The sequence below is a fragment of the Aeoliella sp. genome, from assembly GCF_965227375.1.
In the GTDB taxonomy this organism is placed as follows: domain Bacteria; phylum Planctomycetota; class Planctomycetia; order Pirellulales; family Lacipirellulaceae; genus Aeoliella.
Window position 1 is genome coordinate 2580939 of sequence record NZ_CBDDFX010000002.1, and the last position, 15641, is coordinate 2596579.

The 15641-nt window shown below is 59.4% G+C and carries 13 protein-coding genes; 3 read left to right on the forward strand and 10 right to left on the reverse strand.

Going from position 1 to position 15641, the window contains the following annotated elements; translation table 11 throughout:
• Nucleotides 1–2: 2 nt before the first annotated feature.
• The 10 genes from ACQK2L_RS23120 to ACQK2L_RS23165 form a co-directional block, all read right to left on the reverse strand.
• Nucleotides 3–656 (reverse strand): aspartate/glutamate racemase family protein, encoded by a 654-nt coding sequence (locus tag ACQK2L_RS23120; RefSeq protein ID WP_425399418.1) that lies wholly within the window; start codon nucleotides 654–656, stop codon nucleotides 3–5.
• Nucleotides 653–1996, reverse strand: a complete 1344-nt coding sequence (locus ACQK2L_RS23125; RefSeq protein WP_425399419.1) for a four-carbon acid sugar kinase family protein — start codon at nucleotides 1994–1996, stop codon at nucleotides 653–655. Before ACQK2L_RS23125 ends, ACQK2L_RS23120 begins: the two co-directional genes overlap by 4 nt.
• Nucleotides 1993–3267 (reverse strand): ribulose-bisphosphate carboxylase large subunit family protein, encoded by a 1275-nt coding sequence (locus tag ACQK2L_RS23130; RefSeq protein ID WP_425399420.1) that lies wholly within the window; start codon nucleotides 3265–3267, stop codon nucleotides 1993–1995. The genes ACQK2L_RS23125 and ACQK2L_RS23130 overlap by 4 nt, the downstream gene beginning before the upstream one ends.
• A 47-nt stretch (nucleotides 3268–3314) precedes the next feature.
• Nucleotides 3315–4790 carry an FGGY family carbohydrate kinase gene (locus tag ACQK2L_RS23135; protein ID WP_425399421.1) on the reverse strand — a complete coding sequence of 492 codons (1476 nt, stop codon included), beginning with the start codon at nucleotides 4788–4790 and terminating at the stop codon, nucleotides 3315–3317.
• Nucleotides 4787–5803: a transketolase family protein gene (locus tag ACQK2L_RS23140; protein WP_425399422.1), complete on the reverse strand. Its 1017-nt coding sequence runs from the start codon at nucleotides 5801–5803 to the stop codon at nucleotides 4787–4789. The genes ACQK2L_RS23135 and ACQK2L_RS23140 overlap by 4 nt, the downstream gene beginning before the upstream one ends.
• Entirely contained in the window at nucleotides 5800–6648 is an 849-nt protein-coding gene (locus ACQK2L_RS23145) for a transketolase (RefSeq protein WP_425399423.1), read from the reverse strand. Before ACQK2L_RS23145 ends, ACQK2L_RS23140 begins: the two co-directional genes overlap by 4 nt.
• A 6-nt stretch (nucleotides 6649–6654) precedes the next feature.
• Nucleotides 6655–8091: an L-fucose/L-arabinose isomerase family protein gene (locus ACQK2L_RS23150; RefSeq protein ID WP_425399424.1), complete on the reverse strand. Its 1437-nt coding sequence runs from the start codon at nucleotides 8089–8091 to the stop codon at nucleotides 6655–6657.
• Nucleotides 8084–9223, reverse strand: coding sequence for a glycoside hydrolase family 43 protein (locus ACQK2L_RS23155; protein ID WP_425399425.1), 1140 nt, complete (start codon nucleotides 9221–9223; stop codon nucleotides 8084–8086). The genes ACQK2L_RS23150 and ACQK2L_RS23155 overlap by 8 nt, the downstream gene beginning before the upstream one ends.
• Before the next feature lie 329 nt (nucleotides 9224–9552).
• Nucleotides 9553–10398, reverse strand: coding sequence for a helix-turn-helix domain-containing protein (locus ACQK2L_RS23160; protein ID WP_425399426.1), 846 nt, complete (start codon nucleotides 10396–10398; stop codon nucleotides 9553–9555).
• Nucleotides 10399–10643: 245 nt separating this feature from the next.
• Complete coding sequence (locus ACQK2L_RS23165; RefSeq protein WP_425399427.1) at nucleotides 10644–11399, reverse strand: GntR family transcriptional regulator; 756 nt, start codon at nucleotides 11397–11399, stop codon at nucleotides 10644–10646.
• Nucleotides 11400–11922: 523 nt separating this feature from the next.
• On the opposite strand from ACQK2L_RS23165, the gene ACQK2L_RS23170 reads away from it, so the two are divergent.
• From ACQK2L_RS23170 to ACQK2L_RS23180, 3 genes are read left to right on the forward strand one after another with little or no spacing between them, the layout of a single operon-like run.
• Entirely contained in the window at nucleotides 11923–13059 is a 1137-nt protein-coding gene (locus ACQK2L_RS23170) for a sialidase family protein (RefSeq protein ID WP_425399428.1), read from the forward strand.
• On the forward strand, nucleotides 13056–14609 hold the full coding sequence (locus ACQK2L_RS23175; RefSeq protein ID WP_425399429.1) for a sodium:solute symporter: 1554 nt from the start codon (nucleotides 13056–13058) through the stop codon (nucleotides 14607–14609). The genes ACQK2L_RS23170 and ACQK2L_RS23175 overlap by 4 nt, the downstream gene beginning before the upstream one ends.
• 13 nt (nucleotides 14610–14622) lie before the next feature.
• Nucleotides 14623–15591: a dihydrodipicolinate synthase family protein gene (locus ACQK2L_RS23180; RefSeq protein WP_425399430.1), complete on the forward strand. Its 969-nt coding sequence runs from the start codon at nucleotides 14623–14625 to the stop codon at nucleotides 15589–15591.
• Nucleotides 15592–15641: the final 50 nt, after the last annotated feature.

Genomic DNA, 15641 nt, shown 5'->3' on the forward strand with positions numbered 1-15641 from the left:
ATCTATCCCCGGCAATGCTCCGCTAGGTAGGCAACCGCCAACCGAGGACTGGAGAGGATCGGCGTACTCAGCTCCCCCAACTGCTGTACCACTCGGGCCATGGAGGCCTGGGCCAGAACGACAACGTCGTTCTCCTCGGCCAGCTTGGAAAGCGCCTCGGCGACCATGACGTCGTGCCGCTGGCTGTCGCCAGACATCAACGCTTCGAATGCCCCTTCGCACAGTTTGGCCGTGAGCTGAATCCGCTTTCCGGCAATGCTCGCGCGACGCTCGATCAGCGATGCCGTCGGCTGGAGCGTCGTCGGCAATGTGGCCGCTACACCGATTCGCTCGCCGCTCTGCACCGCCAGATCGGCCATAGGCTGGTCGACTCGCAAGACTGGCGTCTCAACCAGCGTGGCGGCGCGCTCCACGGCGTCGCCAATCGACGAGCACGTTACCAGAATGTGATCCGCACCCGCTTCGCTGGCCGCGATCACCTGCGACGCCACGCGGCGGGAGACACTCGGCGTGAGTCGGCCCGCGGCGATGACGTCCTTGATCAGGCTGTCGTCGGCGATATTGAACACAGCCACGTCGGGCAGAAGCTCCTCGCAAAGCTCCGCGAACACCGGCACCAGTGTAGCCGAAGTATGGATCAGCCCCAGTTTGTTCATGCCTGTACTCTCTCTTTCGTCATCAGGTTCGCCAGAAACTCAGGCTGACCAACCTGGCCACCTTTTAGAACGATCTTGAGGCCATCGAGCCATGGCTCCGGCGACGCAACTCGGCACACTGGTGCACCAGTGGTCAAAGTAGCTGCCATCTCAAGGCACTCGATCGGCAGCGATCTGGCAGTGTGGCTCGACGTGTCTCCCCCCGCGATCACCAGCAGATCGGGCCGCGATTGCTGGAGTACCAGTTGACATAGCCTGCCATAACATCGCCCGAGTAGCTCCGCTGAAAGCTCGCTGCCTTCGGTCTTGGCTTCGGTGGCTACAATTACCGATTGCGATGCCGCCATGCAGTCGACCACCTGCCGCGCAACCTCCGCGACCCAACCATCGCCAGAATTGAGTTGCTCGACCGTAAGCGTCAGTTTCTCCATGCCGGCCGCTTGAGCGGCTGCCACCTGCCCGGCGGTGACCGGCGAGCAGCTACCCGCAAGCACGAGCACTGGCCCTTGAATACTCGCGTCCTTCTTCCGATCGCGCTGGGTGATTCTACCTGTCGCGTTCCACTCCGCAGTGAGCACTGACTCGGCTGCCGATGAACCCACCCAAAACAACGGTTCATCGGGTGTGCCCAACGGCTCGACCAAGGCGCCGATCATTCCGAAGTGTTCCTCGGAGAGTGTATCGAACAGCACGACTTGGTTGCCCTCGTCGTTCACGAGTCGCTCCAATTCCGAGGCGGCGTCCTCGGTGGACTGATCGAGGGTGCGTATGTCGATAAGGCCGATCTGCTTGTCGGTTTGCTTCGCCAGGTGGAGTCGCAGGTCGGATTCGTCTGCCGGTGTTGTCGGATGCTGGCTTATCGAGGGATGTCGATCGAGCCGGAAGGCTGGGCCATGGGCGCCGATGCCCATCGAGGCGAACAGATTGCCGAACACACACCACCTTCCTAGCGTCGGGGTACCGACGACCACTGGGATGAAGGGCCCACTGAACACCTCGGCGGCCACGTCGATCACACGGCCGATGTTTCCTACAGCCGGAGAGGAGTCGAACGTTGAGCAGACCTTGTAGTGAACGTGCGGAGCTCTCAGATTCCGCAAGGACGCAAGCGCAGGTCGAACTTCCGCTTCGAGTTGATCGGTCGGCATCGCCCTGGTGGCTCCGGCGACGCCAACGGCTTCGATACCGGGATAATTGGCCAACGTTTCGATAGTTGGTGGACGGAGAAATAGCGCAGTCGGCACGCCTGCCAGTTCGAGCCGCTCCATGGCGTCGGTCGCGCCGGTGAGGTCGTCTGCGTAGTAGGCCAATCGCAAGTTAGGGCCGGTGGAGGAAGTCATGCACTGCCCCCGGCGATCTGTTGCTGAAGGTCCGGGCCGCCAAACTTCTCCACCGATTGACGGAACTCCGTATAGGTGCTGGCCGCTTCGACGAGCGACAACCCGCCGACGGCCGCCTGCCATGCCTGCTGAATCGCCACCACACCTGCCGCAGGTCCGCCGGGGTGAGCCATGATGCCTCCGCCCGCCATGTACAGCAGGTCAGTCGTATTCGTGAGGCGATAGGTCTCGAACGCTTGCCCGCCCCACTGCCCTGACGAAACGACCGGCAACAGCGGCCGAAGCTCTCCAAGCGACTCCCCGCAGGCAGCGATCGATCGAACCACCGAGTCGTCGGACTCCCAGAACTTGTTGTCGATTCCGTTTACGTGCAACTGGTCGACACCGGCTAATCGCCACAATTTGGCGTAGGCAGGAAACTCGACGCCGAGCATGGGGCAGCGCGTCATCATTCCCCAGCCGTTGCGGTGAGCGTGAATAGCGAGGTCGCCATGCTCGCACAGCTTCTTTACGGCCACCAGCCCGACGCTGTTGATACTGACCATCGCACAGGTGCCGCCCGATTCGACAAGCATGTCGTAGTGCCGCAGCATGGCGTCGAGTTCGTCCGTGACGTTCATGGCGAGCATCACGCGCTTGCCGTTCCGATCGGCGTGCCGATTCACCACGTGCATGAGCGCGGCCAGTCGCTTCTCGAACGGCGAGTGCGGCGGGTTGGCCATCAATTCGTCGTCTTTGATGAAGTCGACTCCCGCGGCCACGATTGGTTCGATCAGGTGCGCGGTTTCTGTCGGGGAGAGTCCCACGCTTGGCTTGATGATTGTGCCGATCAAGGGACGGTCGGCGACTCCAGTAAGCTCGCGACATCCTTCGACGCCATGGCTGGGGCCTGGGTAAGGCGCCAACAACTCGTCAGGAAAGCGGAGGTCAACTAGCTTAAGCCCCGTAAAACAGCGTAGCTCGTAGAGGTTCCCGCCCACCGTGGAGGCAATGGCTGGCAAGTTCGCGCCGAAATTCTCTACGGACCAACTCACGCTAATTCTAACCCGCTTGTACTGCTCGCCGGGCCGGCCTCCAGGTAGGCTTGGCTGGTCAACAACCTCCAACGGTTCGATTCGTTCCACTCGAGCGGCGAAACGTTGTTTGAGCTCGTCCGATTCACCCGGCACAGAGACGAATGTGCCGGAAGACTGCTCGCCAGCCAATTGCGCAGCCGCATCCTCCACCGGCATCGGAGTTTCGACCAAGTACGTGGCTGTTAGGCGAGACATAAACGGGTGAGAGTAGGACTAAGGAGCGGGCGAGCCGCTGGGTTGCTTTAACGCAGCACTCGCTCGACGGCCACATGCCAGCCATCGACCAGTTTGCTTAGCTGATCGGACTTCATCTGTGGCTTGAACACGGTCGCGTCCCGCGGTAATTGCCGCAGCGACTCCATCGAGTCGACCATTCCCAAGCCAAGCATGCAAGCCATCGCTGCGCCGAGCGCCGAAAAGTGAGGTGAGGACGCAGAAACTAGTTCCACTTGGGCGATGTCCGCCACCATCTGCATGAGCAACTGATTGCGAGTCGGGCCACCGTCGACGCAGAGCGAAGCGGGCCGCACGCCGCTCTTGGCCAGCATCTCCATTACATCGCGGACCTGAAACGCAATCGACTCGAGCGCAGCGCGGCACAGGTGCTCGCGCCCGGTGTAAGCGGTCATTCCAACAATAGCCGCCCTGGCGTCGGGCTGCCAGTAGGGAGCACTCAGCCCCGAGAAGGCGGGAATCAAGTAGACTCCCCCGCTGCTGTCGACCATCCGCGCGAGTTGCTCCGCCTGTTCCGGAGACTCGATCAAGCCGAGTTGATCTCGCAACCAGGCGATCGTCGCTGCCGAGTAGTTGATGAGCCCTTCCCAGGCGTAGGTCGGCTTACCATTCACCACCCACGCCAGCGCCGCCACGGCGCCGCAGTCGGGCATCTGCAGATCGCCGATGTTCAACAACACCGAGGTGCCGGTGCCGAAAGTGGCCTTGGCATCGCCCGGAGAAAAGCACCGCTGAGCGAACAACGAGGCCTGCGAGTCGCCCATCACCCCGCAGATTGGCACACGTGCCGGCAGCGCGCCACCCAGGTCGGTTTCGCCAAACGTGCTCGTGTTCTCGCGGACTTCGGGAAGCGATTCAATCGGCAACTCAAACAGATCGCACAACTCGCGATCCCAACTTCGCTTGTCGATGTCGTACAGTAACGTCCGACTGGCGTTGGTTGGATCACTGGCGTACGTTTGCCCTCCAGTGAGGCGATGCACCAAGTACGCGTCGATGGTCGATACGCATGCGTCGCCCTGCCGGGCGGCCTCAGCGATATCGGGCCGCTCTCGCATCAGCCATGTGATTTTGGCGCCAGAGAAGTAGGAATCGATCCGCAGCCCGGTCTTCTCCGTCACTCGCTGCTCGTGCCCCGCCTGACGGAATTCCTCGCAAACGCTGTCGCCGCGGCGGCACTGCCACACTACCGCATTGGCGAGCGGCCTGCCGGTGGCACGATCGAAGGCGACGAATGTCTCCCTCTGGTTGGTGATCACGACGCCTCGCACCTGAGCAAGCTTGTCTGAGTTGCGGCTGCAGAGTTCCCGGGTGCACGTCAGCAGGTTCTGCCAGATCTCCTCCGCGTCATGCTCCACCCAGCCCGGTTGCGGATAGTGTTGGCGGTGCTCGCAGGATGTCGAGTCGAGTACGGTCGCTTGCGAATCGAACAGGATCGCCTTGGTTGCCGAAGTGCTCTGGTCGATGGCAACTAGCAGGCTCATAGGGTGGCCCCTTCTGCCGCCAGCGCCTCGCGCGCCTGACTAGCAATGCCCTCCATCGAGATCCCATAGTGAACGAAGATATCGGCCTGGCTGCCGGTGTAGGTGTCTTCGTCCGGGATGGCGACGATGCGGAATGCTGGCGTGACTCCCGCGGACAACAGCGTGGCGGCACAAGCCTCACCAAGTCCGCCATGGACCGAATGCTCCTCAGCGGTGACCACCGCACGACATTCGCGCCCTGCCGCCAGAACGGCCTCCGCATCCAGGGGCTTCACGCTCGGCACGCTCAGCACACGAGCGTCGATGCCTTCTTCCTCTAGCTGTGCCGCGGCCAGCAAGCAATGAATCGTCGCCTCGCCGGTGCCGATGAGCGCCACGTCGGATCCTTCGCGAAGCACCACCGCTTGACGGGGATCAACTGGAGCCGCCGAATCGCTCAGGTCGTACATTGCGGCTTTGCCGAATCGCAAGTACACCGGCTTGGCGTGGCTCGCCGCCCAACGCACGGCGGCCTGGGTCTCACGATTATCGCCGGGCGCGAGGATCGTGATATTCGCGATCGCTCGCAGCGCGGCGAAATCGTGGAGCGAATGATGCGTGCTGCCTAACGCACCATAGCTCACTCCGGCGCTAATGCCGACCACGTTGACCGGCACGTCGGAATAACACACGTCGTTCTTGATTTGCTCCAGCGAACGAGCGGTTAGGAAGCATCCGGGGGAAACTGCGAAGACCTTCTTACCCGCGGAAGCCAGCCCCGCCGCGACGCCCACCAGATTCTGTTCGGCAATGCCGACTTCGACAATCTGCTGTGGAAGCGCCTGGCCGAACGGCTTCAGCTTTCCCGAACCGCGTGAGTCGCTGGTCACCGCCAGTACGTCGCGATCCTGCTCGGCCAGAGCGTGCAGCGTTTCGGCAAAAACTTCGAGATTCGCGCGACCCTTCTTAAGGCCGAGACGGTCGATCTGCCGCTGAGCTTCAGGCGAGTAGACACTCGGGGCGGGCGCACTCATGTGGCCACCCCCTTTAGCTCGTGCAGCTGATTCTCCAGTTCCTCGATTGCCTTTTCGTATTCTTCTTGGCTCGGCACACCATGATGCCAGGCAACGACATTCTCCATAAAACTTACCCCTCGCCCTTTCGTGGTGTGGGCGATCACGCAGGTGGGCTGGCCGGGCGTGGGGCTCTGGAGTGCATCGGCGAGAGCCTCCATCGAATGTCCGTTAACCTCCACGACTCTCCAACCAAAGCTGGCAAATTTCTCGTCGAGCGGATCATTCGAGCAGACGTCGCGAGTTGGCCCGGTAATCTGCAAGGTGTTGCAATCCACAATGGCCGTGAGATTATCTAGCTCGTAGTGCGCGGCGCACATTGCGCCTTCCCAGTTGGAGCCTTCGGCCAATTCGCCGTCCCCCAGCAGGGTGAAAACTCGGTAGGGCGACTCGTCCAACTTCGCCGCCAGGGCCATGCCAACCGAAATAGGCAGGCCATGCCCGAGCGCTCCTGTGTTCATCTCGATGCCCGGCACCTTCCGAGTCGGATGACCCACAAACGGCGAACCACCGTGACAAAGCGTGGCAAGTTGATCGGCCGGAAAGAACCCCTGATCGGCCAGCACCACGTACAGCGCCTCGACCGAGTGCCCTTTACTCTGCACGTAGCGATCCCGATTCGGGTCGGCCCAATTATCCGGACCAACGTTCAGCACGCGATTGTAGAGCACGTTTAGGATATCAACGCACGACAGGCTGCCACCAGTGTGCCCGGCGCCAGCATCGTAGATGATGCGCAGCACGTCTCGACGATACTCGAGGCTCTTTACTTGCAGTTCATGGTTGGTGAACTCTGAAACGCTCATCGATGGCTAACACTCCCCGTGTACATAAGTGGGCCAATCGAGATACGTTTCGAAGGCTTCCGCGAGTACAGCGGCGGTGTGCGACTGAGTCATCACGACGTGATGCTCGAACCCCTGACGGCACACGTGCTTCAAAAGTCCTTGCAGGTTGGGCACTTCGGCGACTGCGCGAGTGCCAAACGTATCGAGTTGGTCGTTGGTAAGCTGCCCCTGGCCGACGTAGGCGCGGACGCGACCATCGCAGTCGGCCGTGGTCAATCGGCCGTAGGTGAGGGGACCCTCGGGTGTGCGGCCCTTGAGTGCCCCGTAAGTGTTTTCTTCGCCGAGCGTGCTACCGAGGATAGGCGCCGTGGCAATTTCGATGTCCGGCAGAAAGCTCTTGGCCCAATTGCCGCAGTGGAATAGTGTGCACTTGTCGTCATAGTCGCCGTAATTGTTATTCCAGTCGACCAAGGCCGCTGGTGTCGACGACGCGAGTTGCATGGCGTACATGGTGAGCGTACCTGTCACGTCCACCTCGCAGGCACTGGGCATGAACCGCTCGCTCATCATGCTCATCAGCGTACAGACGTTGCACCCCATATTTTGTTGCACCGACGTCCAGCACTGAATGGCCGTCGCATCGAGCGCGTTCTCTTCCATCCAGTCACCGAGCACCACGCCCATGCGAGCCATCTGAACAAGCTTCTCATGCGGCACGCCCGGCGCGGGTGCGTAGCCCTGGATGTCGTCGAGCTTGGCAGCCACCCGGCCGTCGTCGGCCGGGAGCTTCTCGGCGGTCGCGATGAACTCAGAGAGATCCACCGTGGTGACGCTGATGCCGTTGCGTTCCAGGATCTTCTCGCTGTACCGCACGGTGTTAAACGCCCCGGGGCGCGCACCAACGGCCCCCAGGCGCACGCCGCGTAGGCCGTTCACCACTCGGCACACGGCAACGAACTTCACCAAGTCGCCACGAAAGCTGTCACTGGAAGGGGCGGAGACGTGCTTCTCGGTAAGCGTAAACGGCATACCCGCCTGAACAAGATTGTTGCACACCGAGATTTTGCCACAGAACGCATCGCGACGCCGCGACACGCCCAACTGATTCAGGTCGTCAGGATACCCCTGCACGAGCACGGGCACGTCGAGGGCCGCCAGTTTAAGCGTGTCGGCCACGCCTTTCTCATCCCCGAAGTTTGGCAGGCAGACCAGCACTCCGTCGATCTCGTCCCGGCGGCTGCGAAAAAGCCCCGCGCACCGGCGCGCTTCGGCGTGCGTTTCCACGCCGCCCAGCTTCGACTCCTCTTCCGATAGCCACACCGGCGTGATGTTTAGCTCTTGAAACAGCGCAGCAATGTCGCCGCGAGCTTCGGTGATCAATTGATCGGGGAAGAAGTCGCGATTACCGACGATCACCCCTAGTGTCGCAGGACGGCTCTCGGACAAGGATATCTTAGCCATGATGCTGTACCCCACTGAGGGAATGGATCCATCGCATGCCAATATCTCCGCCGCCAGGGCACATCGACGAGCGGACTGGCTCGTGGCAGCTTTGAGCTTCTTCATTCAATGCGCTCGAATCGGCATGTTCTTCTTGCTCGCTACCAGCCTTCTGCAGACCATCGAGCACCCGACGTTCGACTTTTAGCACGGTGCCATGTTTGTGGCCTTGGGGAAACTGAACTTCGTCCTCCAGGTCCTCGAACGACTCGAAATCGGTTGTCGACACCGCTCGGTATTGGTGGTCGCCGTACTGGTCGAAGTAGATCAGCCAACGGTCGCCCACCTTAGCGACCGAAGGACCTTCGGTCTTGAAGGCGGTGATCGGCTTGGTGACGTTCCTCCACGGCCCGGTCGGAGAATCTCCCTCAGCCACACGCAGTGCAAGTACGGGGCGGGTGTTGTCTTTGAGCACTAACTTATAGGCCGGACCTTCGTCGCGGCCCCAAGGTACGATCACCGCGTCGATCACACTGAAGCCGGGTTCGCAAAACAATTGCGCCGGCGAGAACTGCTTGAAGTCCTTGGTGCGTGTGTAGTACATCCGATGGTTGTTGTCTTCGCGTTCCTCGCGGATTGGATAGCGACCAGGAATGGTCGAAGCCCAGGCAATGATGAAGTCCTGGCTCTTGCTGTCGTAGAACAACTCTGGCGCCCAGACGTTCACCGTGCTGGGTTCGTGCTCCATGACCGGAATGAACCGTTGCGGCGACCAATGCACCAGATCGCTTGACGACGCGTACCCGAACCCCAGGTCACCGCGCCAATTGGTGGTCCACACCAAGTGATAGGTGCCGTCCGGCCCCTGCACCAAGCTGGGGTCGCGCATCAAGTGGCCTTTCCCGGCAGCGGGCTTCATGAACACCCCCGGCACCCGTTTCCATTGGAGACCATCGCCACTCCACAGGAAACGCAGCCCGGCAGTCGCAGGTTCCTCAAAAGAGGTAAACAGATAGACTTGCTGCTGGTCAGCGGTCGTCTCATCCGGCTCTTTCGCGCGGAGCAAGCTCCCCATCCAGACGTACACCCCGAATGCCACAAGGCACCAGCAAACAGCGCTAGCAGGGAGTCGTCGGTTAGCAAAGGCGGCCATGATGTGGAAAACGCAGCACTGAATGAAATCGATCGAGCCAAATCAACGGAACGCTGACACTATTCAATTGGGGCGTGCAGTTCTTCGGTCCCCATAGCGCGCCGTTGAGGCACCCTAGAGCGTTCCAACGCCGGATCGACAACATACTCCTAAGGAGCGTGCGATCGCAGTAGGCGGGACTCAACGCTGTGTGGAGGCCACAAGGGACTATCCGTGCGATACTCATCACCGCCCTCAACGTCGCAATACGGCAACAGCTTCGCATCGTCTTCAATCGCAACTGTTTGCCGAAAGCTACCAATGCCAGATCCGTTGGAACTTGGATATCCTTAACCACGCTCTCGGTCGCGGAAATCACGCGGAGGCAAACCCTCTCGCTCAATGAACATGATCCGCATCCGCTCGCGGCTGGGAAAGCCAGACAAGTATGAGACCGTCTTGATAGGCAGATCGGTCTCCAGCAGCAAACGCTTGGCTCGAGCGAATCGACAAGCGTTGATTTCGTCAAGAACACTCCTCCCAAGCGACTCCGAAAAGCGTCGATCAAGGGTCCTACGGGTGACAGGAAGTTGTCGCGCCACATTCGCAACCGCTAATGGAGGTGTGTGGGTATCGTTCCAGATGATTTCGATAGCCGCGCGAACAATTTCATCCTCTATTTCGCTTGCTTCCGGCGGAGTGGAATCATCCCTCTCTTCATCGCTGTGGAAATGGAAATCCGTTGCCTGGTTGATCGCATCCCACAGCGGGCCAAGTGCGGCGGCCGCCACGGCGTTGCCATTCTGGCTCGGCGAGTGCTGTACGGTTCGGAGCAACCGATCAAACCCTTGTCGCAGCGACTCTACGTGATTGGGCGTGACGATGGCCCGTTGGGAGGTGACACCACCTTCTTGCAAGCACTGCGCGACCGCGGAACCACTCAGCGACACCCATCGTTCCGTCCAGCCAGTGTCGTGCACAGGGCGATAGCGGTGCCAGACCCCGGGAAACAGGAAGAGCAGCGCGTCGCCGTGGAAGCGAACCAGTCCCGTTGCAGACGATTCGAACTCACCATGGGCATCGGTGATGTAGACAATCTGATACTCCGGCAGCACTCGCCCCGTACACCACTTGAAGTTGTAGAGATTCGGGTGGTTGCCGTCCGCGTAAGACTCGCCAGGCAAGACTTCACGCATACCAACACCATTCACGACGGCTTGCCCCGCATTGCAGGCAGCCACAGGCAGGTACCTAAAGAACTGCCGCCCACGCTCAGCCACACGATGCTTCTGCGTTCGAGGCGCGGCCTTCCGACTTTGGAGTCCAAATGCGGATCGAGGAAGACTCGAAAGCAGTTCGTGAGAAGCGGGAAAATTTAAGGCTGTCATACCTGTTACTCACCAACACAAGCTAATGGAAACGTACTGTCACGCGACGAGGATTACTTGGTAACAGCCTTGAGCGCCATGCGCATCGAAGGCGGCAGGTTCAATGTTCCGAGGTTTATCGGTGCATCGCCATTGTCTTCACTTCGCAACGATTGATCGCAGGAATGTTGGATATGGTTGATCACCAACTCAGAAGCTCGCGCCGAATCTCTCGCTACCAGAGCCGCTAAAATTTTGCGGTGCCAATCGTTAGCGTCAATCACTCGCTGGAGGGAGTGCACACCACGACGTGCATAGAACATCGAAGAGATACTTCGAGTCTGCTCGAGAATATCCCCTAACCTGCGGTTTCGCGCCGAAGAGATAATCAGCATGTGGAAAGCCATATCGGCTGCCAGGAATCGATTGAGGGCTTCGCCCTCTAGCGCGGTGGCACCACTTGATTGTGCCGAAGTTATTTCTGTATCGATTGCCACGCAGAGAAGCTCCAATTCTTCGAGCACCTCAGCGGTGATACGGTCGGCCGCTTTCGCCGCGGCCATTCCCTCCAACGCCTGCCTGATCTCAAACAACTCGCGCAAGTCTTCTTGAGATAGACTGCGGACCACCGTGCCATAGCGGGGGATCTGGTCGACGAGGCCTTCGTGTGATAGCCGACGCAGCGCCTCCCCTACCGGGGTGCGGCTTAGTCCAAGCTCTTTGGCAATCGCGGCCTCAGATACCATTGCCCCTGAAGCGAGTTCTCCGGAGGTAATTCGCTCGCGAATCGCCGCATAGGCGAGCTGCGAATGGCTTTGCCTGTTCTTCATGGTGATAGCCACTTCTGCCGTGGGTCGGCTCGAGCACAAGCACTCAAAAGTCGATTCAGCGAAAGTGTATGGATGGGTCGAATAGTTCTGGAAAAGACAAGCCCAACCTCCGGAAACCGGGAAAGCCGCAGCTTGGATCGCCTTACGATCCCACTGGAATCCCAGTGGATCTTCACCCCATTGGACACCACTAAACCCTTACAGTCAATGAATTTAGGTCGCACAGTTTTTGCAATCACAGCGCCTTTGCTTGCAACACAGGGGTAACTTGCGAACTGGCCGGTCCAGTCTACGCAAACTCCCTCCGCACCTATTTTCCGACACCTCAAATGTGGAACTATTCCTTTTGGTCAGAGGGGTGATGATATGCCAAATGGGACGTTTCTCCCTTGTAGGCAGCCACGCTTATAGTAACTGTCTCAATTCAGGTCGGACCGCGCGCCTGCTCGTTACATAATGGCTGTTATGCTGAAGAGACGCGTGTTCTCTCCCGCATTGCACTTCGCTGCGCACAGGTAACTTGATGCTCTTATCGCGTTCCATTCGATTCGGCCAACCGACTTCATGCGCGCTGCCGTTCTTTGTTGCCTTCGGGTGGACTCTCGTACTCGTCCTGCCCTCCTTAGCGCCCGCTGAAACGGTTAACAACAGCGCAGTTGTCGCTAGCGAGTTCATCTACACCGATGCGCCGTTTCCTTCTTGCCACGCTTCGACCTTGGCAGAAACACCGGAGGGTCTAATTGCGGCGTGGTTCGGTGGCACGCACGAACGGCATCCCGATGTTGGAATTTGGGTTTCCAGAATGACACCCCAAGGTTGGACCGCCCCCGTCGAAGTGGCTAATGGGATCACCGACGAAGAACGCTTTCCAACTTGGAATCCTGTTTTGTTTCAGGCAGCCGAAGGACCGTTGCTGCTGTTCTATAAAGTAGGTCCTACACCACGTGACTGGTGGGGCATGTTGATGAAGTCCGATGACAACGGCAAGACATGGTCAGAACCCACACGCTTGCCGCCGGGAATCATGGGGCCCATCAAGAACAAACCGATTGAACTTGCTGACGGCGTGCTGCTGTGCCCTTCGAGCACGGAGGACCAGGGATGGCGATTGCATTTCGAGTACACCGCCGACCTCGGCAATACTTGGCGTCGCAGTTCGCCACTGAACGATCCAGAACACATCAAGGCGATTCAACCTAGTGTTCTTGCCTACGGACCACAGAAGCTCCAAGCCATTGGTCGGACGCGCGCCAGCGGAATGTTCCAGGTTTGGTCCGAGGACGGAGGGGAGACCTGGGGCGAAGTGACCAAGCTAGGCCTTCCCAATCCCAGTTCAGGAACCGACGCGGTTACGCTGGCCAACGGCCAGCAGTTGCTGGTCTACAACCACAGTCCTACCTATAAGGTCCGTAGCCCCCTGAATATCGCCTTGTCGCGAGACGGACTGCAATGGAACGCTGCATTGGTGCTGGAAGACAATCCCGACGCACCTGCAGGCTTTTCCTATCCAGCCGTTATCCAAACCTCGGATGGCTTGGTCCATGTCACCTATACATGGCGGCGCGAGCGAATCAAGCACGTGGTGATCGATCCACAGCGACTGCGATCCGAACCCATCGTCGACCTTCAGTGGCCCGATGGCATAGAGGAGGCGCCGTGAATCTGCCGATCGTCGACCTTCTCGTCATAGCCGGGTATCTGCTTGGCGTATTCGGGCTGGGATGCTGGTTCGTCCAGCGGAGCCGGACCACCAGTGGTTTCATGGCCGCAGGCGGGCGTCTACCAGGCTGGGCCGTGGGGCTTTCGATCTTCGGCACTTACCTATCCAGCAACACGTTCCTCGGCGTACCTGGTAAAGCCTATGGCGCCAACTGGAACGCATTCGCGTTCTCACTATCCCTACCACTGGCAGCTTGGATTGCGGTCCGCTGGTTTGTTCCGCTGCATCGCAACAGCGGTTCGATCTCTGCCTACGATCACCTGGAGAAGCGATTCGGCCCTTGGGCCCGCACCTACGGCGTGGCATGCTACATACTGATCCAGCTTGTTCGCGTGGGTGCCATCCTGTTCGCCGTGTCATTGGTCCTGTCAGCCCTCACGGGATGGTCGCAACCAGCAATCATCATCACCGCCGGCGCGTTGGTCACCGTATACACGGCGCTCGGAGGAATCGAAGCGGTAATCTGGACCGACGTCATTCAATCGATAGTGCTGACAGTGGGCGCGGCCATTCTTCTACTGCTCATGCTCTTTGGTATGCCGGAAGGACCTGGACAAGCGGTGCAAATCGCCAGGGAAAACGACAAATTATCGCTCGGCAGTATTTCGTTTGATCTCACCACGTCGACTTTCTGGGTACCGTTGTTGTATGGTTTGTTCGAGAACCTCAAGAACTTCGGCGTCGATCAGAGTTACGTTCAGCGATACCACGCATCGCCAACAGAAAGGCAGGCCGCGCGAAGCGTGTGGCTCGGGGCCCTGCTCTACCTACCGGTCTCTGCAGCCTTCTTTGCCATTGGTTCAACCGCCTACGCCTACTACCAAACCCACCCGAAGATGCTTGCCGAAGTCGAAGCCCAAGTGGCCCAGCGGGCGGTGGACGCCGGGGAACAGGTTCCTGTGATGACCGACGCCGCGGTGGGCGACAGCGTACTGCCGCATTTCATCGTGGACCAGCTACCCACGGGCGCTACCGGGATATTGATTGCCGCAATCTTTGCCGCGGCCATGAGCAGCATCGACACTTCGCTCAACAGTTCCGCCACAGTAACCCTGCTGGATATCTACAAACGTTACCTCCGCCCCGATTGTGGAGAACGCGAGTCGATGGTCGTGCTCTACGCGGCCACCGCAGCCATGGGCGCGGCCGGAGTGGCCGTGGCCCTGGCTCTGATTGGCACCGAAAGCGTATTGGATGCCTGGTGGACGTTGTCAGGCATATTCTCTGGAGCATTACTGGGCATCTTCCTGCTAGGTGTCGTTAGCAAGCGGGCCACGCGAACTGCGGGTCTGATCGGTGTGGCTGCTGGCTTGCTAGTGATCCTTTGGCTCTCGCTGCCGCAACTGGAGAAGGCAAACCTAGTCTCGTTGTCTTCTCTGCTGCGGAATCCGCTACACGAACATATGACGATTGTCGTCGGAGCAATAACCGTTGTCCTGGTGGGTACCGTGGCCGCATTGGTCATGACGAGGAAATCAGCCACCGTTTAGAAGTTGGGAACGCATGTCAGATTCACTTTTCTCCAAACCGCTGCGAGGTGTCGTGCCTCCGCTTGTCACGCCACTGGTCGATGACGAACTCGACAAAAAAGGGCTCGATCGGCTGCTCAGTCGCATGATGGCGAGCGGTGTGCACGGGCTCTTTCTTCTCGGCACTACAGGCGAAGGTCCTTCGCTGAGCTATCGCCTGCGACGTGCACTAGTGGACTCGGTGACTACTATCGTAGCAGGACGAAAGCCGGTGTTCGTGGGCATCACCGATACCTCGCTGAGCGAATCCATCGACGCCGCTCGATGCGCTGAGGCAGCAGGAGCCGATGCGGTTGTGTACGCCCCGCCTTGCTATTTCCCCACAAGTCAGCAGTCGCTGGCCGATGGGTTGCGGCAATTGGCGGATCAATCGCCCCTGCCGGTGCTGCTCTACGACATGCCCGCTTTGACGAAAACCAAGTTCGAGATCGACACGGTGGCCAGCCTACTCGACGAACCGAACATTGTTGGCCTCAAAGACAGTTCCGGCGATTTGGAGTACTTCCGGCAGTTGCTCGATCTCAGAAAGGACCGTCCAAGCTGGACCCTAATGACCGGCCCCGAACACCTCATGGCACCGAGTGTTGCGATGGGCGGCGATGGCGGCGTATGTGGCGGCGCCAACGTCCATCCGGGGTTGTTTGCGGAACTTTTCGATGCCGCTGCAAATGGTGCAGCGCCTCGCGTGGAAACACTTCAAAAGAAAGTAGAGATACTGGGTGGACTTTACTCGCTAAGCGAAGATCGCGGAGTGGCCGTCATCCAGGGAGTCAAAGCGGCCTTGGCGGCTCTTGGCATTTGCAGTTCCGAATTGTGCTCACCGTATCACCCCCTACCGGCTGATCGCGGCCAAGCGGTATTGGAAGTGTTGTCCGAGGTGGGGTTGATCGAGCCCGCAGCCAATCACACCCCCAGCCCCTTGGCTTCGACCAACAGTTCGTAGCTGAACCAGTCTCTTTGCAGCATGCCCCGCCAAACTGAATCTGAGCGATT

Bases quoted from the DNA above. Each gene is read 5' to 3' on its own strand.
- ACQK2L_RS23135 (WP_425399421.1), bottom strand. From the start codon at position 4,790: ATGAGCCTGCTAGTTGCCATCGACCAGAGCACTTCGGCAACCAAGGCG.
- ACQK2L_RS23145 (WP_425399423.1), bottom strand. From the start codon at position 6,648: ATGAGCGTTTCAGAGTTCACCAACCATGAACTGCAAGTAAAGAGCCTC.
- ACQK2L_RS23150 (WP_425399424.1), bottom strand. From the start codon at position 8,091: ATGGCTAAGATATCCTTGTCCGAGAGCCGTCCTGCGACACTAGGGGTG.
- ACQK2L_RS23155 (WP_425399425.1), bottom strand. From the start codon at position 9,223: ATGGCCGCCTTTGCTAACCGACGACTCCCTGCTAGCGCTGTTTGCTGG.
- ACQK2L_RS23160 (WP_425399426.1), bottom strand. From the start codon at position 10,398: ATGCGTGAAGTCTTGCCTGGCGAGTCTTACGCGGACGGCAACCACCCG.
- ACQK2L_RS23165 (WP_425399427.1), bottom strand. From the start codon at position 11,399: ATGAAGAACAGGCAAAGCCATTCGCAGCTCGCCTATGCGGCGATTCGC.
- ACQK2L_RS23125 (WP_425399419.1), bottom strand. From the start codon at position 1,996: ATGACTTCCTCCACCGGCCCTAACTTGCGATTGGCCTACTACGCAGAC.
- ACQK2L_RS23120 (WP_425399418.1), bottom strand. From the start codon at position 656: ATGAACAAACTGGGGCTGATCCATACTTCGGCTACACTGGTGCCGGTG.
- ACQK2L_RS23140 (WP_425399422.1), bottom strand. From the start codon at position 5,803: ATGAGTGCGCCCGCCCCGAGTGTCTACTCGCCTGAAGCTCAGCGGCAG.
- ACQK2L_RS23180 (WP_425399430.1), top strand. From the start codon at position 14,623: ATGTCAGATTCACTTTTCTCCAAACCGCTGCGAGGTGTCGTGCCTCCG.
- ACQK2L_RS23130 (WP_425399420.1), bottom strand. From the start codon at position 3,267: ATGTCTCGCCTAACAGCCACGTACTTGGTCGAAACTCCGATGCCGGTG.
- ACQK2L_RS23170 (WP_425399428.1), top strand. From the start codon at position 11,923: ATGCTCTTATCGCGTTCCATTCGATTCGGCCAACCGACTTCATGCGCG.